Below are 20,732 nucleotides of genomic sequence, written 5' to 3'. Positions count from 1 at the left end.
TTCGATGCTTCAACATGCCCCGGGTTGATCATCCATCGATTTGCCGCGGCCGCCGTGCCTTGCCTGCTTCGTCCGCTCGGTCGCAGCGCCGATCAGCCTCGGGCTTTCTTGCGGGCGTCGAGCCGGGCGATACCGGCTGCGCCGATGAACCCCGCGGCCCCTCCGAGCGTGGCGAATTCGATGGCCGTATTGTCGCCGACCGCGGGATAGGCCCTCAGGAACACTTCCTCCCGCACGCGTTGAAGGAACAGCTCGCCCAAGCGGGAACCTTTGCCGCCGAAGGTCATCGCCCCGCCGATCAGGATGGCATCGGGGTCGATCGTGTGCATGAGGTTGACGATACCGATTCCCAGATACTCGGCCGTCTCGAAGATCAACCGGCGCGAAAGCTCGTCGCCGGCTTCGGCGGTTTCGGCGATCAATTTCGGTTCGAGAACCGCACCTTCGGCGATACGGCGGGTCAACATGCTCACGTGGCCCGCGTCGAGGGCTTCTTTCGCCCGGCGAGTGACGGCGGTGGCGCTGGCGAAAGCCTCGAGGTGACCTCGCCTGCCGCACGAGCACGTGGGCGCGTCGGGCCCGCAGTCGATGACCGTGTGGCCGTATTCGCCGCCGTGGCTGTGTTGACCGTCCAGCAGCATATCGCCGATGACGATCCCGCAGCCGATGCCGGTCCCCAACGTCAGCAAAATGAGGCTCTCGAACTGTTTTCCGGCACCGACCCAACTTTCGCCGAATGCGGCGGCGGTCGCATCGTTGGCGAAGACGACCGGGCGTCCGCAAACCTTACTGACTTCATCGCGAATCGGGAAGTGCTCCCAACCCTTGAGGTTGGCGGGAACGACGAGCTTTCCTCCGGGGATGTCCATCGTGCCGGGCGAGCCGAGCCCGACTCCGCCGACTTCGTCCTCCGCCGCCCCGACTTCGGCGATCGCCCGCTTGATCAATTCGCCGATTCGGCGGGCACCGTCGTGCGGTCCGCGTTCAACGTAGGTAGGCACCTGGTCGCGCCAAATGACGCGCCCCAGGTCGTCGACGACTCCAGCCTTGATGTTGGTTCCGCCCAGATCGATCCCGACGTAAAAGGGTGCCTGGGCCTGTTCTCGAGTGATTTGTTCGAACATGAGTCCCTCGCGCAGAACGTTTCTATCGCCTATTTTGCATACAATCATCAATCGTTCCGAACGGGACTCACCGCCCTTCGATCGCGGGCAAGAAACTTGCCGCATAGCGTCCGCCGGAAACGACGGCCGTCACCCTCCCGGACGCGTCCTGCTGCATCGGATTGGGGGGAGTCCTCTGTGCATTAGGAAAGCACTTCAGTATGATCGAACCGCCCCCCTCGCGGCAACCCTTACAGCCGAACGTAGTTCGGCAAGGGGCCGATCAACGGTCGCAGATAGTTCAGGCACGCTTCGTTCACGAACATGCCCGAGGCGTCGATAAACTCGTCGGGCATCGGTTTCGCGCGAACGGCAACTTCTGAAAGCGAAGCCGTCCCGAGGCTCCAGGCGTACGGATCGTCGGACTCTCGCACGATCGAGACCATCGCCCCCGAAACCCCTTCGGCCGCCAATTCCACCGCCCGGCATCCCACGGCGTAGGCCTCTTCCAGGTCGATTTCGCTGATTCGATCGGCGGCGCACATTTGCAGCGACTCGCACACCTGGAATTCACCTCGCCATCCAAAGGCATCGCCGATCATGCGGTGCAGCATCATGGCGGCGCTCGTGCCGCCCATCGCTCCGAATTCGACGTTCGAGAACTTGTCGGTGGTTTGCGATTGGCTGACGGGCGTGCCGTCGGCGTAGCAGATCCCTTCGCCGCATACGATGCTGCACCATCCGTAGGCCGACCGGCACCGTTCGACCTCGGCCAGGAACTTGTCGCGATCGAAGGGGCGTTCGGGCAGCAGGATGATGTGCGGGGCGTCGGCTTCATCCCGTTTGGCGACCGCGGCCGCGGCAGGTAACCATCCCGCCGAACGGCCGACCGTCTGGAAGATCACGTATTGATCGACACGTTGCATGTCCCTGGCCAACGTACCGCCCTGGAGTACCGAGAGCGCCACGTACCTGCCGGCGCTGCCGAATCCCGGCGTGTGATCGGTGCCGAACAGGTCGTTATCGACCGTCTTGGGCACGCCCACACCGATCATCTCGTAACCTTTCTCGCGGCAATAGGCCTCGACACGGTGGATCGTGTCCATCGTGTCGTTTCCGCCGATCAGGAACATATAGCGGATGTCGTGCTTTTCGAGCATTTCGAGCACGCGGGGAAAGTCCTCGTCGACCAGTTTGTGACGACAACTTCCCAAGGCCGAGCCGGGCGTGCGTTTGAGGGCGGCGACGGTCTCGTCCGAGAGCGCCCCCAAGTCGATCACTTCGCCCTCCATGAAGCCCTCGATGCCGAAACGCATGCCCAAAACGCCGGTGATGTCGCCAAATTCGCGGCACTTTTCGAGCACGCCCACCAAGCTGGCGTTGATGACCGACGTCGGGCCGCCGCTTTGTCCGATCAAGGCTTTTCCGCGCAACATGGTTCTCACCCTTTCCGTGTTTCAGTCGTCTTCTCGGCATCCGTTCGACTCGGACACCCACGGCCGCCGACGCATGTCCCGCTGCTTCGCCGGCCGATATCACAACATCAGTTCGTTCGGTTCCTCGGCGGGAATCTCCGTTTCGTCGTCTTCCAGGGCGTCGGGCCAATCGTTCCAACGCCCGGTCCACTCGACGATGTTCGCCAACAGTCTCGCGTAGCGGTCGCCTACTTCGACGTAGGCATCTTCTACCTGTCGGACGATCCGCCGGTTGCCCCAATCGACCAGCCCGCCGACCCAGTGCGGTGCCGCATCGGTGGTGAAGGCCGCGGTTCGCCCCGCACCGAATCGCCCCAACACCAGCAGTGGAGCCTCGTCGCTGCGCACGAAGGTGAATCGTTCACCGCGAGCGATCGCCCGGAACACGACGGCCTTCAAGATCGTTTTCGTATTCGGCTTGGCCGTCGTCCGATTGAATCCGCCGATGACCGGTGATTCGTCGAAGGGCAGATTGTCGACGATCGGATGAGCCGCCGTCTTTTCGACGACGCACGGCCGCCAGCAGTTGCAGCGGTCGTCCTGCGATTGCAGGAAGACGGGAAGCACCCCGGCGATCGGCGAATTCGCATACTCACCGACGCGTCCGTAGAAACTCTCCCATCCGCCGATCATCAACAATCCGGCGCCTTGTTCGGCCACGGCCGCGACGATGCCTTCCATTTGCTGCACCGTGAGATTCGCGCCGGGATAATCACTGAAGATATACAACCGATACGGATCGTCGATGCAATTGTCGCTCAGCCTCACAGTGCTCGGCACGTGGTCGAAGGGAAGCTGGTGATGTCCCAACACACCGGCCAGGTACACGGCCGCACCGGAAAGGTCGTCGTCGCCCAGGTAGCAGATTCGATCGCGCATGATCCCGATTCCTTGTGGGCAAGAGAAGTCGATCGTGAAAGACCGCGACACGCCTCACCGGCGTCGTGCGGCCGTTCCGATATCTCCATGATACCCACGTTCGCCGAAGCCTCGCGTCCGAAAACCGGAACACGCGCCGGATATCGACCGGGGCCTCAAGCCCCTGCTCTACCGGCCGGCGGCTCACTCGAACAGCGATGCGTATTTCTCCGGCGAATAGAAATTGAATTCGACCTCTCGAATGTACTCGACCGGGCCGACGTTTCGTTGCACTTCGACCAAAGCCTCGATCTGTTCCTGGCTGGCGAACGCCCGAATCGCCTCGAGTTTACGTTCCAACATTTCCGCCGTGCCGGTCACGCGAATTTGCGGCGGTTCCGAAAAATCACAGTACGTGGCGTACTCGTAGACCTTCGGCACCTCGTCGATCGGCCGTCCCAACTCGGGCCAGATCGTCCCCTGCGCGTGGAACAGGCTGATCAGCATCTCCTCGTAGACGATCTTGTGGTCGGGATGCAGGTCGGTGGGCGTGGGCAGGAACACCCGCGTCGGCCGCACCTGCCGCAAGACGTAGGGAAACGCGTTCTGAAGCCCGCTGGCACCTTCCAATTCGGTCGGATCGCCGATCGTGGCAAAGTGCCGGCCTCGATACGGATTCAAGTTGCAATCGGGGAATCCCAGGCGATGCAACCGTTCGGCGACCAGCCCCAGGGCACGATACCCTTCCACGGCCTCATCGGCGCGAATGCGCGCGATACTGCGACGCTGGGCGAGTCGACAGTACCCCATGCGGCCGTCGGTCGTGATGACCGCGTGAACCTCCACGCCCTCCAAGATGCCGATGTGCGTCGTCAGCCCGGCCCCGATGACGACATCGTCGTCGTGGGGCGAAACGAACATCCAGCGTTCTTGTCCGGCCTTCCAGCCGTCGAAGACGTCGGCGATCTGCGGACTGTGAACGATTCCCTGCGCGGTGCGCCGAGAGTAGGTGACTCCGTCGACCATCACGGAACTCCTCGTCGATTCGATGGTACGGCCGCGAAACATCGAGCGAACCGCGGCGCGGTCCGCTGCGACGCGCGGCAAGCGGCACACAAGCGGAGACGTCAGCCGGAAACTTCGTTGCCGACCTTGCGGGCGCGTTGGGGCTTATCGAGATCGATTCCCAGTTTCACCCCCACCTCGACCAGCACGTTCCAACCGGCCAACAACTGAAGGATCGTGTCGTAGCCGGGCACGCTCGGAATCTTGATCGTCGGCAAACCCGTCTCTTTCGACGCGATTGCGAACACCTTCAGGCCGACGCCGTCGACCAGTACCTCGCGGAACTTGTCCACCTCCGCCGGATACGGATCGACCACCAACACGACCTCGTCGGGATTCATCACCTCTTCGATCCCGTGAACGGCGTAGGTACCTTCAAGGTAGTCACTCTTCTTGCGCGTGATCTCGTTCGTCTTGAGAGTCAACTCTTCGGCAACACCGTTGTTGCGTCCGGCAAAATAGACGATCGGGGCCGCAGCAATCGCCTCGACGATGGACGCATCCAACGTCGATTCGAGCACTTCACGGCAAGCGGCCGCAGCCGCGTCGCGGTTGGCCGCCAACGGCAGTGTCTCATCCTTGGCGGCCAACAACGAGAGGTAGAAGAGCGCCTGCTCGACGACGCTCTTGGTGGCTGCTACGGCTTCTTCCTTGCCGCACCCGAGCACGAAACACTGTTGGGATACCTCGGTCAACGTGCTGCCAGCGGTCGCCGTCAAACCGAACCGGCGGGCGTGGCCTTGCTCCTGCAACTGTCGGAACAGCGAGATGAGTTCTTTCGTGCGGCCGCTGTTGCTGGCGCCGAAGACTGCGAACGATTCCAAGCGATATTCGTGCGCCTGGCGGGCGCCTTCGGTCACGATCGTCCAGGCACCGCCTCGCTTCAGATTTTCGGCGATGCAGTTTTTGGCGGGGAAAATACGGCTGGAACCTTCGCCGGTCAAAAACAATTTTCCGACCTCGTCGATCGCCGAGACGAACGGTGCGCCGGCGGCAGGATCGAAACGCCCGACCAATTCCGGCGTTTCCATCATTTCGCGTACGAGGTGGAACCGAGCGTAGGCTTGCTCTTGAAGGTTCACGGCGGGCCTCCTTGGATGACTATACCCACCCCGTCGGACACGGCGAAAGCCGCCCGGGGGCATAGCGGCTTCGCTGAGTGAATCCGACAGTATAGAGCCCGCCTTTGCCGCATGCAATCGATCGAAATTTCTTTTTCGGAAATTCTCCGTAGCACCCCCGAAAGCGGCCTACTCGACCGTCACGCTCTTGGCCAGATTTCGCGGCTTGTCGACGTCGCAACCCCGCAACACGGCGATGTGATACGCCAATAGCTGGAGCGGCACGACGAAGACGATCGGTTGCAGGAAGTCCTCCACGGCGGGCACCTCGATCACGTCGTCGGCGATCGACGCTGCGTCGGAATCGCCCTGTTCGACGACGGCGATGACCGGTCCGCCGCGGGCCTTGATCTCCTGCATGTTCGCCAGCACCTTGTCGTACACCCAACCCCGCGGCAATACGAAGACGCTGGGCGTCTCGGCATCGACCAAGGCGATGGGACCGTGCTTCATCTCGGCGGCGGGGTATCCCTCGGCGTGGATGTAGCTGATTTCCTTGAGCTTGAGCGCCCCTTCCAACGCCGTGGGGAAGTTGATTTGGCGGCCCAGGTACAAGAAGTTCCGACAGTGCTGATACTTCGCGGCCACCTGCCGGACGACCTCGTTGCATTCGAGCGTGCGAGCCAGTTTCTCGGGCAACTGGGTAATTTGCTGGATCAGACGCATTCCGGCCTCGAACCCCAGGTGGTTCAAGCGGCCGAAGTACAAGGCCAGCATCCCCAACGCGAGACACTGCGAGGTGAACGCTTTCGTCGAGGCCACACCGATCTCGGGACCAGCATGCAGGTAGATGCCGCCGTCGGCTTCCTGGGCGATCGTGCTGCCCACCACGTTACAAATCGCCAGCGAGAAATGCCCTTTGCGTTTCATTTCCCGCAGGGCCGCAAGCGTGTCGGCGGTCTCGCCGCTTTGAGTGATCGCAAACAACAACGTATTCCGATCGAGGGGCGGATTGCGATAGCGCAGCTCGCTGGCATACTCGACCTCGACGGGAAGCCGCGCCAACGATTCGATTTGGTATTCGCCGACCAACGCTGCATGCCAGCTCGTGCCGCACCCGGTCAGCAAGATTCGGTCGATCGACCGCAACTGCTGGGGGGAAAGGTTCAATCCGCCGAACTTGGCGGTGGCCGTGTCGAGATCCAAGCGTCCTCGCATCGCGTTCCGCAGCGATACCGGCTGCTCGTAAATCTCCTTGAGCATGTAGTGGTCGTAGCCGGTCAAATCGACATCGTCCACCTGCAAATCGAGGCGCTCGATCGTCAGTTCAATGGCGCCTTCGTCGCGGTGGAAGACGCGAACGCTGTCGCGCGTAAGCAAAGCCGTTTCGTGATCGCGCAGGTAAACGATTCGGTCGGTATACCCGGCCAACGGCGACGAATCGCTGGCGACATAGTGCGCCTCGTCACCGACCCCGACGATCAGAGGGCTTCCCAGCCGCGCGGCGATCAACACATCCGGATAGTCGCGGAACAGGATGGCCAGGCCGTACGTTCCCCGGAGCTGTCCCAACGCCGCCTGCACGGCACGCACGAGCGGTTCGTAGCCGTCGCGCGCCACGGCCTCGGGATCGCCGAGCCGTTGAACGACCTCGGCAATCAAGTGGGCGATGACTTCCGTGTCGGTCGCCGAGCGAAACTCGTGGCCGCGGCGTTCCAATTGGGTTCGCAATTCGAGATAGTTCTCGATCACGCCGTTGTGCACCACGGCTACGGCACCGTCGCCGCCCAAGTGGGGATGGGCGTTCAAGTCGGTCGCCGGGCCGTGCGTGGCCCAACGGGTATGGCCGATCCCCAGGCAACCGTCGATCGGGGTTTCGGCAAGTTGATTGGCCAAGTCGTCGATTCGACCGGCCGTCTTCACTACGCGAATCTCGCGTTGGGAATCCAGTGTGGCCACTCCGGCACTGTCGTAGCCGCGATACTCCAACCGGCGCAATCCGGTCACCATGAACGAAACGGCGTGCTCGCCCCCGACGTATCCCACTATTCCACACATCGCCGATGATCCTCGTTGGCTGTTGACGGCTCGATGAGCGTTGCCCCAAAGCAGTGTTCGCGCCGGGGAAAGCAAATCGGTGCCCCGACCGCGTGACAGGCGAACTGTAGCAAATCGAGAAAAGTGACGCAGCGCGAATCGCCGCACGAAAAGCTACTTATCCATTATCATTTGCCTTTTTTACCACCCACCCCCCCGAAATGTTGTATTGTTCCAAGCGAAGAGATGCGACTGCCGCCGTGATTCGGCGAAGTTCCCTGATCGCCACAATCCGCACAAGCCGCACCGCATGATCCGACCACGCATGGAACGCGGTACAACGAGCGACGCGACAATCTGTAACGAAGGCGCAAGTTTTGGACAGTGGCACAGTTGGGGCGAGTCCGTATAATGGCGTGAATTGTCCTCCTTGTTTCCTCTCGGAAGGGCGAATCGCAGCGCACGACGGTTTTCCGACCCTCGGTTTCCATAGGTAGAAGGCCGACCTCACATGCGGTCCAGCGGAATCTTGCTTCATCCGACATCGCTTCCCGGCCGTTTCGGCATCGGCGACTTGGGGCCCGGTGCGTACCGGTTTCTGGAATGGCTCGCGCAGGCGGATCAGCATGTTTGGCAAATCCTCCCGCTGGGCCCGATCGAAGAAAACGGCTCGCCATACACGTCCTCCTCGGCATTCGCCGGAAATCCGTTGCTGGTCAGCCCTGAGTTGCTGGCTGAAGACGGACTCTTGTCTTCCGACGCCTTGCACGACGCGGCAGCGGCCGGTCCGGAGAATGCCCCCGTCGATTACCCGGCGGTCGTGCGGACCAAGCGAGCGCTGTTGGGAGAGGCCTTTCGGGCGTTCGAATCGCTGCCTGCGGCCCATCCGCTGCAACAGGACTTCGAGCGATTCTGCGCCGCACATGCGTGGTGGTTGGACGATTTCGCACTGTTCATGGCGTCGGCCGAGCGTTACGACCATCGCCCCTGGAACACGTGGCCCGACGACGCACCGCGTCCCGGCACGCCGTGGAATGAACTCGCGAAGCGCGTGGACGATGCCTTGGCGACGGCCGTGCGTCGCCTGCGTTTCGAGCAATTCGTCTTCTTTCGCCAGTGGGAAAGGCTCCACGCACACGCGAAGTCGCTGGGGATCCGCATTTTCGGCGACATGCCCTTTTACGTGGCCTACCAAAGTCCCGACGTGTGGGCCAACCGGCGTTATTTCAAGTTGGACGAGTCGGGGAATCCCCTCGAGGTCGGCGGTGTGCCTCCCGACGGATTTTCAGCGAACGGGCAACTGTGGGGACATCCCGTATACGAGTGGGAGGCGCTCGCGGCAGACGGCTTCCGCTGGTGGGTCGACCGCCTGCGGGCCTGCTGCCGGATGGTCGACTTGACGCGCCTGGACCACTTCCGCGGATTCGCGGCGTATTGGTCGATTCCGGCGCATCACAAGACGGCCCGACACGGCCGATGGATTCCTGCCCCGGGCGAGGCACTGCTGCAAACGCTGCTCGATACGTGGGAAGGCCCGTGGGAGTACACGGCCGACAACCGCCGGGTGTTGCCCATCGTGGCCGAAGATTTAGGCCACATCACCGAAGATGTCGTCGCCCTCCGCCGCCGGTTTCATTTGCCCGGGATGATCGTGCTTCAGTTCGTGCTGGGGAATCCGTCACTGGACCATTTCCTTCCGGCGAACGCCCCGGAAGACACGGTCATCTACACCGGCACGCACGACAACAACACCAGTCGGGGGTGGTACGAGACGGAGGTAACGCCCGACCCGCACTTCCGTGCCCGCGTCGATGAAGACCTCGGCGGACGGCCGGAAGATGTGGCGCGGCGAATGATCGAGCTGGCCTGGCAGGCCGGTTCCCGGATGGCGATTGCCCCGCTGCAAGACGTGCTCTCGCTGGGCGCCGAGCACCGGATGAACATCCCCGGTACGGCCACGGGAAACTGGCGGTGGCGGTTCTCATCGGCCGACCTGACCCCGGAACTCGCCGAGTGGTTGGCCGGACTCACCGCCGACGCAGGCCGATCCGCCGCCGTGGCGGTCGGTCGCCTCGATCGCGTCGATTGACATACGCGACGCCGGGCAAGAAAGCGGGACAGGCGTTCCCGGTCGGATCGCACAAGAACCGAGAACGCCTGCACACCTGTTTCGACGGGACGGCATCGAGGACGATCGCGCGGCGGACGAGGCGGGTCATCGTCCCCAGGCATGCACGGTCGGGCGACTCCTCGCGAAGAAAAGCTCAGGCAGTGACGCTTGTCGGTCTCGCGAGGCCGTCGCTACCGGCAATCACTCCTCGCCTTCACCGTCACCGTCTTCCGGATTCCAATTCGCCAAGGTGCTGTCGAGGAACCCGGCGAGTTTGCGGGCACGAACGGGGTGCTGGAGCTTCCGCACCGCCTTCGCTTCGATTTGTCGCACGCGTTCCCGCGTGACCGAGAAAATCTTGCCGACCTCTTCCAGCGTATAGGCGTAACCGTCGGCCAGCCCGTATCGCAGTCGAATGATTTCACGCTCGCGATAGCTCAACTCGGAAAGCGCCTCCGAGATGCGCCGCTTGAGCAACTCTTGATTCATCTCGTACAACGGGTCGTCTTCCCGGTAATCGGCCAGGAAGTCGCCGAAGAAGCTGTCGTCGTGGTCGCCGACCGGCTGATCCAGCGACAACGGCTGATGACTCATCTGCAACACGCAGCCCGCTTCGTCGACCGACAATCCGGCCAACGCGGCCGTCTCTTCGACCGTCGGCGGTGCGCCGTTCTTTTGCTGGAGTTCGCGGGCAGCCGCTCGTACCCGCGACATCGTTTCGATCATGTGCACCGGCACGCGAATCGTGCGGCTTTGATCGGCGATCGCGCGGGTGATCGCCTGACGGATCCACCAGGTCGCATAGGTCGAGAATTTGAAGCCGCGGGCGTACTCGAACTTGTCCACCGCCCGCATCAAGCCCGTGTTCCCCTCTTGAATCAAGTCGAGAAAGCTCAAACCGCGGTTGCGATAGCGTTTCGCGATCGAGACGACCAACCGCAGGTTTCCGGCCGAAAGACGTCGCTTGGCGGCCTCGTATTCTTCCTGCGCCCGCAAAATCGCGGCCACATGACGACGCAACGTGCTGGGGCTTTCCAGCGTCACCCGCATGAGCAAGCACAATTCTTTTCGCAGTTCGGCGAGTCGTTCGTTGTTCTGACGGGTGCGGCGCAACTCGGCGATCTCGCGGGCGAGGTCGTCCATTCGCTTCGAAACTTGAACGAGCCGCTCGACGTTCGGTTGCAACTTCTGTGTTCGCAGGTCGAGTTCCTCGATGAGGCGAACGGCCCGAAAGCGACGACGCATCAGCCGGACGCGTGCGGCTCGGCGGTTCCGCATCGACTCACGGCGATTCATCATGATGCGGAAGTCGGCTCGGTTGCGGGCCAACAGCGCCCGCAGCGTCGTCAGGTTCGGCCCCAACAGGCCCATGATGTGTCGCTTGCCGCGCAGGTTCGTGACCGAGACGTCGACGGTCCGATCCAGACGCAGCCGACCGTCACGGACTTTTTCGAGCAAGACGATCGCGGCCTGCAAGATATAGTCGGTCGCCAGCATCGCGTAGCGGAAGCGGCGACGAGCCTTTTCGATCGCCTTGGCGGCGGCGATTTCCTCTTTCCGCGAAAGGAGGGGGATTTCCCCCATCTGCATGAGATAGATGCGAACCGGGTCGTCGATCTGGTCGTCTTGCCCGGTCTCGTCGCTCAAGCCTTCACCGTCTTCCTCGGCTTCGGCTTCCAACTCGTTTTCGAGTTCGTCTTCTTCGTCGATCTCATCGTCGAGATCGAATTCGTCGACCGTCGTCGTGGGGGTGACGGCGTCGTCGAAGAGGTCCAAGTCGAGGCCCGTGTGACCGTTGTGGCCGTTGTGACCGTTCACCCGACCGTTGCGGGCGACCTTGCCGTTGCGGCCTTTTTGAGCCCGACTCTTCCGACCGACCGATTTCGTGTTGACTTTGGACAAGGTGCGATCCTCAACAGGCGAAAGTCATCGATAGATGCGACCAACTGCGTTCCAACTGCCTGACAACGACTGAAGCACACCATGTGCCAAAGCTTCCGTGCGGCAAGAGATAGATCGACGTAACCTGCCATGCCAAGAGAGGTTACGATAGAATTCGCACTGTGGAGCCGAACGGGGTGCGATCAATGTCATGTCGCCTAACGGCATCAGTCGGCAACCGGCAGTGTTGCCCTGGCGCATCCGATGTTGCAGGTGGGACAAAACGTGGGCTGCAAGTTACCCGGAAGGATTTTCGAACCGAAGTTTCCGAACTGCGGCACGAACACGGTTGACGATATCAAAATGGAGAGACTTGGTCAAGACGGCAAACCAAAAAGGAAAGGCAAACCAAAAAATAATTCTTGACCCCCTCGGTGGTGCGGCGGCATTTCCCGGATGCTGGCTCTATTCGTTGCATGTGCGCGCCGACGCCGAATGCACGCCACGAATCGTAGCATTGCGAAGATACTTTTCGCAGGCGACATCCTCGCCGTCAAGCACCCCTGAATAGGGGATTCTTCCTAAACGGCTCAACCCTATTGCGATTGCGGCTGGAAGACATCGCGGCCGTAGAGCGGCATGTACCGGTAATACACCTCGAGAATCATGATCGCCAAGGCCGTCGTATACAAACGGCCTCCCGCCGAGACGTGCGGATCCTCGAAATACCAGCTTCCCGCCTCGTGTCCTGTGCGGGATTGGTTTTCGACCAAATAATCCCGCAACCGTCGGTTCCACTCGGGCCAGCCCGGTCCGTTCCAGTGCCGCATCACCTGAGTGGCGTAGTAGTTGTAGTACATGTCGGAAGCCGACGGCCCCCAGTGCGAGAGCACGGCGACGCCCTTTTGCAATCCCGGCTCGTAGCGGGTCCAGCCGCCGTACATCCGACACAACAACCCGACGGCGGTCGTCGCGGGTCGAGGTTCGTCAGGCTTCAGGTACCCGTACAACGCCCCGTCTTCCGATTGCACGCGATCCAAGAAATGCTGCGCCAGGTACAGCGTATCACGAGGCACCTGCAAGCGTCCCAGTTCGGCACTCTTCAGGGCCATCAACTGCCATCCGGTGACGGTCGTATCCCCCGGCTCACCCGGCGAGTAACGCCAGCCGCCGCCTTTGCGATCCTGCGCGTACACGATGAAGTCGACCGCCCCCTGGGCGAAATCTTCGAGTGCCTTATCGCCGGTCATGGCGTAGGCTTCGCACACCGCCAAGGTCGCGATTCCTTGCGCGTACATGGTTCCTTCTTGCAGGTCGACGCCGTGTTCGGTTACGCGGCCTCGTTGCATGAGATAGTACAGCCCTCGCCGCACGACGTCGCGGTGTTCGCCGTCGAGATGGGTGTATCCTGCGCCCAAGAACGGCAACAGCGCCAAACCGGTCGCGCCGGTCGTACTCGGTTCGTTGCCGGGATGGGAGCACAGGCCGCCGCAGTAGCTTTTGGTGAAATCGAACGACCACCCGCCGTTCTCGAGTTGATGCGCCGCCAGCCACCGAAGGCCGGCTTCGACGGCGGCCTCGCTTTCCCGAGTTCCACCGTCCTGCATCGCCAGGTTCGGGCGATTTTCGGGCGAGCGGCCCTGGAGCCCGCCGCCGACGATCTTCTCGATGGGAAAGGCCAGATCGACATCCGGGTTCAAGAACGAGATCACGCCTGAGTACGACTGCGAGGCATCCGGCCCCGACGCCGCTTGCGAAAATTCCGCCACGTTCACCTCGACCGAATCGGCATCCACCTGCAAGTCGCCGGGCGAAAAATCGAGCTTGGCGTCGGTCGGATCGAAAATGATGTCCTCCGGCTGCCAATCGGGCTGCGCGTTCAGTTCCGAGTGCAGTACGATCCCCCCCGTGCCCGAGGTCGCTGCAATGCTGATCATCGCCAACACGACCAGCAACGTCGCGTGGACGGCCGCACTGACCCCCACGCTCAAGAATCGCTCGCGCAGACGAAAACGCCTTCGGGAATCGATCTCGTCCACCGGCTCGGGCGCCGGTTCGTCGGGCTGCGGCGGCTCCGGATCGTCCAACGGGATGACCGGTTTGGCGGCCTCTTGCTGCGGGGCTGCCGCAGAAGCTCGATGGACCGGTGGGACATCATTGCTCACGCGGGCTTTGCCGCTTTCGTGTCGTGTGTTCTCAGCCGCCGGTGAGTTTTCCTCTCCCGGTCGCACGGCGGGAGGAATCGGCGCAACGGGATCGCCTTCGTCCGCCGGCCGCGACGGCATTCCGTTGGCTGCTGCCGATCCCATACGCCTTCACCGTTTCCGAAACGTATCCTGCCTTTGCCTAGCGCATACCATCCCAATACTCAATTCGGAAACCGCGTCCCCATTCTCACCGATTGCCCGGCCAAGCGGCAATCTCTGCGCAAACCATCCCTCTTACCGATTATTCTCGGTTCCCAGAGAAGACGCGGCCGTTTTCTGCGCAAGCTCCGTCGAGCTTCAGCGCATGTCGATCCAGCGTGAAAGCGGTCGGCCGCTGGGGTCTTCGATGCGGCTTTGGAAGGGGCCCGTTTCGGGGCGCCATTGCGGCACGATGGCCGCCAGATTGCCTTGCCGGTCGAGGCGGACCGGCTGCCGCAGCATTTCATTTCGCCCGTTCTTCAGACACCACACGGCGTCCAAGGGAGCCGCAGCGGTTTCGTAATCGACACTGAAGGTCATCGCCGTCCCCTCGGGAAGGGTTTGCGGCAGGGCCACGCCCACCGACAATTCGACCGTCGGTGCCGATGCGCCCGCCGAAGCAGGCGATCTTCCCGTAGATATCGGGCCGGCCTCGGATTCCGGCACGGCCGGAGGCGCCGAAGCGTCCGACGTATCGGGGGCGGACTTGGTCGGCGGCGGGGCGACATCGGCGGTGTATGCGCCTTCCGCGTTCGTGTTCACGACCAGCGGCTCGGTGGGTGCGACTGGCTGCCGTTCCGCCGACGGTTCCGGAGCCGTCGCCGTCTTGTCGTAGCGGGTTTCGCCGCACCCGAGCATTCCGACCGCAAGGATCGAAGCGAACATCCCCAGGAAGAACCGGCGGACCATGACGTGCCTCCTCGTTTCGCGAAAAACGCGCATCTACCGTCTCACCACCGCCGCGACGCGACACCGCCTTCCCTACGGTATCGCATCACCAATCGGCTTCGATCTCTCACCAAGATAGCCGATCGGCCCCCGGTGAGTCGAGTCGATTGCGTTCATACGACAACAGGCCTGTTGCCCATCCGAAGCGGCAACAAGCCCGTTGCGAACGTTTGTCGGTATTCGTACCGGCCTGCGAAACTCAGCCCTCGCCGGAGGATGTTTCCTCCGATGCGGACGGTTCGGTCGTTGCCGGTTTGCCGGGCTCGTCCGAAGCGGCCAGTTCCAACGCGTAGACCTTTTCGACGTCGGGTTCGACCTCGATCACCAGCGGAGAATCGTCCGTTCGGTATACCGCGGGCACGTCGGTCGCATGAATCAGCCGATATTCAGTTTCGGCATCGAGTACGATCGACTTCGAAACGTCGCCCGACGTCAACGTAACGCGGATCTTTTTCCCGCCGGACTTTTGGTCGGTTTCCGCCTCACCGTCGGCGGCATCCTCGACGGTCATCTCGGCGCCCGCCGGCACGGCCAAGGCGATCTTCCAAACGGGTTTCGCTTTGCCCTCACCGTTGCCGTTCGTCGCCGGCGGTTTTTCAAGCACGGCCAGGTAGTCGCGGGCCGGTTCCAATCGCAGGCGGACCTTCGTTCCCGCCGGAACGCCTCCCGCGCGGAACTCGGTTCCGAAAACGACTTTCCCTTCCAGATCGGTGATCAACGTGTCGCGGTAGCGCGGATCGTCCGTTTCGAGCGTGACCGCCGCACCGGTCACCGGCTTCCCTTCAAGCGTCAATTTGGCGGCCACCGGGTAGTACGGCGTAAGGTCGGTGAAGGCAACGTACAGTCCGACCATCACGACCAGCAGCAACGCGGCGAACACGCGATAATCGAGCAGGTAGTGGGCGCCTTCGGTCGGCTTGAGGGGCTCCCACGGGCTTTTCCAGACGAGTTTTTCGGCCTCTTCCGAAAGCTGTTGCGGCATCAAGACCGACAAGATGACGATCCCGAACGACTCGATCACGAACAACACGAACGCCATGAACAGGCTGTTGAGAGTGAGAATCTTGTAGACCGTCAAGACGTATACGATGATCCCCAAGACCGGGCCGCCGATGAGCACGGCCAGCGCCGCCTTCGACGAAGTCCGCTTCCAGAAGACGCCCCAAACGAACACGACGGCCGTCGGCGGCGCGACGACGGGGAAAACATCGACCAGCGCCTGATACAGCGTCGTATCCTGGCGGCTCAAGGCCATCGTCCAAGCAATCGCAATACACATGGCCACGAACGTGGCGATCCGGCCGATCCGCACGAGCTTGCGGTCGTTCTCTTCCCCGGTCCAGCGACGATAGATGTCGTAGCTGAAGAGTGTCGCAATCGAGTTCAACGCGCCCGATACGGTACTCATCAACGCCGCCAACAACGCAGCAATAACGACTCCCCGGAACCCCGGCCCCAACAAGGTCGTGATCATGTGGGTGTACGTTTGCTTGGTGATCGGATTCCCGTCGGGCCCGGCCGGCAATTCGGGCATCTTCCCCGAGTTCACCAACGCCAGGCAGATCACCCCGGGCAGCACGAACAGGAAGACGGGCAAAATCTTGAGAAAGCCGGCGAACAGAGGTCCCATGCGGGCATGATGCTCGTCCTTGGCGCCCAACACGCGCTGCACGATCGTCTGATCGGTACACCAGTACCAAATCCCCAACACCGGATATCCCAAGAAAACCGCGTACCACGTGATACCGGTGGGATCGGTCTGCGATCGAAGGATACTCAGGTTCACCGGATGGACCGCCTCTTGCAAGGCGGACCAGCCGCCGAGCCGATCCAAGCCGATGTACGTAATACACGCGGCCCCGGCCAGCAGGATGATCGTTTGCAACGACTCGGTCCACACGACGGCCAACAATCCGCCCACGATCGTGTAGATCGCCGTCGCCCCGCACATGGCCAGCACGGTATACAACCGGTATTTTTCCGGATCGTCGACGAAGGCGTGCAACACCGTCCCTTCGATGACCACCGCCCCGGTCAACAGAGAAAAGCCGATGTGCACGGCGATTGCCGAAAACATCGACAAAATCGCCAATACGTCGCGACAACCTCGGCTGTACCGTTTTTCCAAGAAGTCGGGCAGCGTGGCGACGTTCGCCCGCAAGTAAAACGGTGCAAAGAACATCGACAAGATGATCAGCGTGAACGCCGCCATCCACTCGAAATTGCCGTAGGTCAGCCCCGAGGTGTATCCGTTCTCGGCAAAGCTGACGAGGTGAATCGTCGAAATGTTCGTCGCAAACAGCGCCAACCCGATCACCGGCCAGGTGAGCGACTTACTGGCGAGAAAGTAATCGCTCCCCTCGGCTCTCTTGCGTCGCAGTCCGGCCAGGCACCCCAACAAGATGATGCCCACCAGGTAGGCGGCGACGATCACATAATCGAGTGTTCCCAACCCGACTTTGACGTTTCCCAGATCGGCCGCCGCGGCACCGGGTTCGTTCGCCAAAATCGAGCCCGGCCCCAATAGAGTCGATCCGAAAACAAGGAGCATTGGGATTCCGACGACAAGTACGCGACGCTTCTTCATTGATGGGGGACCTCGTCGTTCCATTACAAGCCGATCAGAAGCTGCTATCGACGCACGCAGACGGGGGAAATCGTCCGCACCGCGTCGCCGAAGATACGGCAAAGCCGCTTGCGCAGCAGTCGGGACCAACCACACCGGCACATCCACGACAAGATACGCTCTCTCCTCTGCCGGAAACAACCATTGCCGCACGAAAGCGTTACCTTACCATCCCTCAAAAATCTCGACAATCAATCGTGGGGATTTTTCTTTTCGCGGACGGCATTTGACTGCCCCTCGTCGATCAGTCAAAATGGCGGGATAGTTGTACGCAAGGAAGGGGAACTTTGCCGGAACGGTGCCGTGCCGGTCGGTATTGCGCCCCCGGCAGCGAGTCCCTTCGATTGCTCGTCTCCAATCGCGCCTGCCTGACAACTCGAAGGCGACGGTCCCCCTGTCGCCGTGAACCATACGACGCCCGCAAGTGCGCCGTCACGCGACTGCCCGAATGATCGGCCCTCGTGTCGCCTGTGATCGTCTTTTCGGGTATGCGCATGCCGAACGTCGCCCTTGCATCATCGGCCTCCGAAAAACAACGTGCGACATGCGTCCGACACCCCGACCGTATCCAGCCGGCAGCTCTATCGACCGAGGGGGCTTCGTGCACGCAGGTCGCCGGATCGACACCGAGTATTTGCACCCGTGAGTAAGGAAGCTTCAGGAGGATGAGATGGCGAATCGTGTCGTGATCGGACTAGGTGAAGTGTTATGGGATTGCTTTCCCGATTCGCGGCGACCGGGAGGTGCCCCTGCCAATGTCGCTTACCACGCAGCACAACTCGGCAGCAGCGGAATCGTTTGCTCGCGTGTGGGTTGCGACGAGAACGGTCGCGCTCTGCTCACCGAACTTGCCGCCCGCGGCCTGATCGTCGATTTCGTCCAACGCGATCCGGACCATCCGACCGGCTTGGTGACCGTCGACACGTCGATCCCCGATCATCCGGTGTTTACGATCCATGAAAACACCGCGTGGGATGCCTTGGAGTACTCTCCCGCTTGGGAACAGCTCGCCCGCCAAGCCGCCGCGGTATGCTTCGGAACATTGGCCCAGCGTTCCCAAGCCTCGCGGCAAACCATTCGCCGAATGTTGGAGAACACTTCGCCGGAATGTTTGCGGGTGTTGGATGTGAATCTGCGCCAACACTACTATGACTTGGAGGTCCTGGAATCGTCGCTGCGCCTGGCCGACTACGTGAAGCTCAATAGCGACGAAGTCCCCGTCGTGGCCGAGCTGCTCAAACTTCCCTCCGCGCCGAATGCCTTCATCGAAAAGCTGGCCGCCTGGTTCTCGCTACAGGGCGTATGCGTAACCCGCGGAGCAGACGGATGCCTGCTCAGTTGCCGCGGGACGTTCGCCGACGAGCCGGGCATCGCGGTCACGGTGGCCGACACGGTCGGGGCGGGCGATGCCTTCACGGCGGCTTGGATTCATGCCCTCTTGGAAGGCCAACCGCCGGAAATCCAAGCCAAGTTCGCCAATCGGGCAGGTGCCCTGACCGCTTCGAAACCGGGTGCCATGCCGCCGCTTGCCGACGAATATCGCCGCCTCGTCGCCGAGCTGTTCGTCGCCCCGTAGTGGACGACCGCCCCATGGCTTTTCCTTGCAAGGTTCCGGTGGTTAGGTCACGATAGCAATATCGCCGAGCGGCACGCGAGTTACCCAAACCACCCCGCTTGCCGAATCCACGGCAGGAGTTTCGCTCTGTCGAAGCGCCGATATCGAGGTGTCGGTGCTTCTGCACGACAGGCTCGCATCTGGCCGGACACGACAAACCTCAGGGCACACCGGTGCAACGATGGTCGAATGGTATTACGCCAAGGACAATGAACGCTTCGGCCCGGTGACTTCGGCCGAGCTGAAACGACTGGCCGAGGCCGCGCAACTCGGTCCCGACGACCTCGTGTGGCGAGAGGGCATGTCGGATTGGGTTCCTGCCCGGCGGGTGAAAGGACTCTTCCCCACCGGAACCCCGACGGCCGAAACACCGCAAGGCTCTCAAGCCACCAACCTTTCGTCGCCCTCCGAAGCGGTCGGCGCACCTGCGGAGCCGCAAGCTGCCGATGAAGTGCCGCAATTCACCGAGGTTCCCGCCGCGGCCCCCGAGGCTCCGGACGAATTGGCGAAGATCGCTGAAGCCGCCGAATCGGAACCGATCGGAACGCACCGGAAGCAGCCGCCCCGATTCACCCAAACACACGCCGAGCCGGCGGAATCGACGGCCGCCGAAACGAGTACCGAAGCCGTCTCGTCCGAAGAAGCCGTCCGCTTCACGCCGACTCGCGAGAGCGCACGGATGGGGGCCGGCTTCGAGCGCTCGATGTCGGCCTTCACCCGCGCCCGCGAAGGTGGCGGCGGCCACCTCTTCGACGCCCTGTTGAGCGGCCTGCGGGATGTTTTCGGCGATCAGTTCGTCGGCGGAACGACCTGGTTGTTCGGGATCAGCGGCCGTTACGGGTTGCTGGTGGCATGCGTGCTGGTGCTGTTGTTCGTCGCTCTCGCCGTCGCCGCCAAAGCGGGCATCATATTGGTCGGGATGGGAACGATCGCCGTCTTCTTTCTCGTGCTGTTGCAATACGCCGCCGGCCGTTTTCAGGCCGTCTTGGATCGCTGGCACCGCTCGACCCGTGTGCGGCTCGGATCATCGGCGTTGCCCGACACGATCGCGTTGGGCAGCTTCTTGACGGGCCTGGCCGCCCTGATCGGCGCCACCGTGACGGGCATCCAAACGGGAGCGATTCCCATCATTCTGGTCGGCGTCGTCGCGTTCATCGGTTTCAGTTTCGTCGGCATCGTCGCGCTCAACGCCGAAAAACTGGGCGTCGATATCGTCGCCGAATCGGACCCCACACAAGAAGCCCTGGGGCTCGGCGTCTTTTTCCTGAAATGCCTCGTGATCGCCACTCCCGTGCTGTTCGGCGCCACAGTCTTGCTCGGCTGCCTGCAATTGTTGCTGGCCATCGCCGTCATCGCCGGAGCATTGATCTCCAGTCAACCGGAAACTCCGGCACCGCAACCCACGCCGGCCGCCAGGGTCGATGCGGCGTCGGACGGGGCCGAGCTGTCGGACTTGGAATTCGACGAAAACGGCCCGATTTTACCGCCGGAGCTTACCGACAGCGGATTCGATTCGCTCGGCAGCGGGATGGCCAAGCTGGCCGCCCATGTCGCTTTTCAAACGGCAATCTTGTTCCTGCTGGCAGGGGGAGGTATTCCGATCGCCACCTACCTGTTGTACATGATCGGATACCTGACCCTCAGCATCCTCCAGGCCATCGTGATTCTCCCGGGCTTGCTGAAACAAAGCCGCGGCAGCGACCGTTCTGAAACCGCCGGTTGACGCCCTACCGCACGAGGGCGCTTCCCTTCGAACATCGAAAGACG

13 protein-coding genes are annotated in these 20,732 nt (G+C 62.0%); 3 read left to right on the top strand and 10 right to left on the bottom strand.

Annotated elements, in window-relative coordinates:
- Positions 1-92: 92 nt before the first annotated feature.
- The 6 genes from ACYQ2I_RS03130 to glmS all read right to left on the bottom strand — a co-directional run bounded on the left by ACYQ2I_RS03130 (position 93) and on the right by glmS (position 7,620).
- Positions 93-1,124, bottom strand: a complete 1,032-nt coding sequence (locus ACYQ2I_RS03130) for an ROK family protein (RefSeq protein WP_460165532.1) — start codon at positions 1,122-1,124, stop codon at positions 93-95.
- A gap of 230 nt (positions 1,125-1,354) precedes the next feature.
- Complete coding sequence (locus ACYQ2I_RS03125) at positions 1,355-2,539, bottom strand: 6-phosphofructokinase (RefSeq protein WP_460165531.1); 1,185 nt, start codon at positions 2,537-2,539, stop codon at positions 1,355-1,357.
- A gap of 99 nt (positions 2,540-2,638) precedes the next feature.
- The gene (locus ACYQ2I_RS03120; RefSeq protein ID WP_460165530.1) at positions 2,639-3,457 is read right to left on the bottom strand and encodes a glutamine amidotransferase; all 819 of its coding nucleotides are present in this window, start codon (positions 3,455-3,457) and stop codon (positions 2,639-2,641) included.
- 183 nt (positions 3,458-3,640) lie between these two features.
- On the bottom strand, positions 3,641-4,462 hold the full coding sequence (locus ACYQ2I_RS03115) for a PIG-L deacetylase family protein (protein WP_460165529.1): 822 nt from the start codon (positions 4,460-4,462) through the stop codon (positions 3,641-3,643).
- Between the two features lie 101 nt (positions 4,463-4,563).
- A complete protein-coding gene (locus tag ACYQ2I_RS03110) occupies positions 4,564-5,583 on the bottom strand; it encodes an SIS domain-containing protein (RefSeq protein ID WP_460165528.1) in 1,020 nt (339 codons plus the stop codon).
- A gap of 168 nt (positions 5,584-5,751) precedes the next feature.
- Complete coding sequence (glmS, locus tag ACYQ2I_RS03105) at positions 5,752-7,620, bottom strand: glutamine--fructose-6-phosphate transaminase (isomerizing) (protein ID WP_460165527.1); 1,869 nt, start codon at positions 7,618-7,620, stop codon at positions 5,752-5,754.
- Positions 7,621-8,110: 490 nt separating this feature from the next.
- On the opposite strand from glmS, the gene malQ reads away from it, so the two are divergent.
- Positions 8,111-9,688, top strand: coding sequence for a 4-alpha-glucanotransferase (gene malQ, locus ACYQ2I_RS03100; RefSeq protein ID WP_460165526.1), 1,578 nt, complete (start codon positions 8,111-8,113; stop codon positions 9,686-9,688).
- Positions 9,689-9,910: 222 nt separating this feature from the next.
- On the opposite strand, the gene ACYQ2I_RS03095 is transcribed toward malQ, so the two are convergent.
- The 4 genes from ACYQ2I_RS03095 to ACYQ2I_RS03080 all read right to left on the bottom strand — a co-directional run bounded on the left by ACYQ2I_RS03095 (position 9,911) and on the right by ACYQ2I_RS03080 (position 17,311).
- A complete protein-coding gene (locus ACYQ2I_RS03095; protein ID WP_460168394.1) occupies positions 9,911-11,485 on the bottom strand; it encodes a sigma-70 family RNA polymerase sigma factor in 1,575 nt (524 codons plus the stop codon).
- A gap of 701 nt (positions 11,486-12,186) precedes the next feature.
- Positions 12,187-13,899: a prenyltransferase/squalene oxidase repeat-containing protein gene (locus ACYQ2I_RS03090; RefSeq protein ID WP_460165525.1), complete on the bottom strand. Its 1,713-nt coding sequence runs from the start codon at positions 13,897-13,899 to the stop codon at positions 12,187-12,189.
- Between the two features lie 195 nt (positions 13,900-14,094).
- Positions 14,095-14,685, bottom strand: a complete 591-nt coding sequence (locus ACYQ2I_RS03085; RefSeq protein ID WP_460165524.1) for a RodZ family helix-turn-helix domain-containing protein — start codon at positions 14,683-14,685, stop codon at positions 14,095-14,097.
- Positions 14,686-14,923: 238 nt separating this feature from the next.
- Positions 14,924-17,311: a sodium:solute symporter gene (locus tag ACYQ2I_RS03080; RefSeq protein ID WP_460165523.1), complete on the bottom strand. Its 2,388-nt coding sequence runs from the start codon at positions 17,309-17,311 to the stop codon at positions 14,924-14,926.
- A 709-nt stretch (positions 17,312-18,020) separates the two neighbouring features.
- On the opposite strand from ACYQ2I_RS03080, the gene ACYQ2I_RS03075 reads away from it, so the two are divergent.
- Positions 18,021-18,926 carry a carbohydrate kinase family protein gene (locus ACYQ2I_RS03075; protein WP_460165522.1) on the top strand — a complete coding sequence of 302 codons (906 nt, stop codon included), beginning with the start codon at positions 18,021-18,023 and terminating at the stop codon, positions 18,924-18,926.
- Between the two features lie 220 nt (positions 18,927-19,146).
- Entirely contained in the window at positions 19,147-20,688 is a 1,542-nt protein-coding gene (locus ACYQ2I_RS03070) for a DUF4339 domain-containing protein (protein WP_460165521.1), read from the top strand.
- Positions 20,689-20,732: the final 44 nt, after the last annotated feature.

Source organism: Thermostilla marina (assembly GCF_054657455.1).
Note: the sequence above shows the minus strand (reverse complement) of the source record. Positions and strands in the feature narration are given on the sequence as shown.

What these genes read in the sequence shown, in the direction of transcription:
- ACYQ2I_RS03090 (WP_460165525.1), bottom strand. Translation starts at nt 13,899, where the DNA reads ATGGGATCGGCAGCAGCCAACGGAATGCCGTCGCGGCCGGCGGACGAA.
- ACYQ2I_RS03115 (WP_460165529.1), bottom strand. Translation starts at nt 4,462, where the DNA reads ATGGTCGACGGAGTCACCTACTCTCGGCGCACCGCGCAGGGAATCGTT.
- ACYQ2I_RS03080 (WP_460165523.1), bottom strand. Translation starts at nt 17,311, where the DNA reads ATGAAGAAGCGTCGCGTACTTGTCGTCGGAATCCCAATGCTCCTTGTT.
- ACYQ2I_RS03075 (WP_460165522.1), top strand. Translation starts at nt 18,021, where the DNA reads ATGGCGAATCGTGTCGTGATCGGACTAGGTGAAGTGTTATGGGATTGC.
- ACYQ2I_RS03085 (WP_460165524.1), bottom strand. Translation starts at nt 14,685, where the DNA reads ATGGTCCGCCGGTTCTTCCTGGGGATGTTCGCTTCGATCCTTGCGGTC.
- glmS (WP_460165527.1), bottom strand. Translation starts at nt 7,620, where the DNA reads ATGTGTGGAATAGTGGGATACGTCGGGGGCGAGCACGCCGTTTCGTTC.
- ACYQ2I_RS03070 (WP_460165521.1), top strand. Translation starts at nt 19,147, where the DNA reads ATGGTCGAATGGTATTACGCCAAGGACAATGAACGCTTCGGCCCGGTG.
- ACYQ2I_RS03130 (WP_460165532.1), bottom strand. Translation starts at nt 1,124, where the DNA reads ATGTTCGAACAAATCACTCGAGAACAGGCCCAGGCACCCTTTTACGTC.
- ACYQ2I_RS03120 (WP_460165530.1), bottom strand. Translation starts at nt 3,457, where the DNA reads ATGCGCGATCGAATCTGCTACCTGGGCGACGACGACCTTTCCGGTGCG.
- ACYQ2I_RS03125 (WP_460165531.1), bottom strand. Translation starts at nt 2,539, where the DNA reads ATGTTGCGCGGAAAAGCCTTGATCGGACAAAGCGGCGGCCCGACGTCG.
- malQ (WP_460165526.1), top strand. Translation starts at nt 8,111, where the DNA reads ATGCGGTCCAGCGGAATCTTGCTTCATCCGACATCGCTTCCCGGCCGT.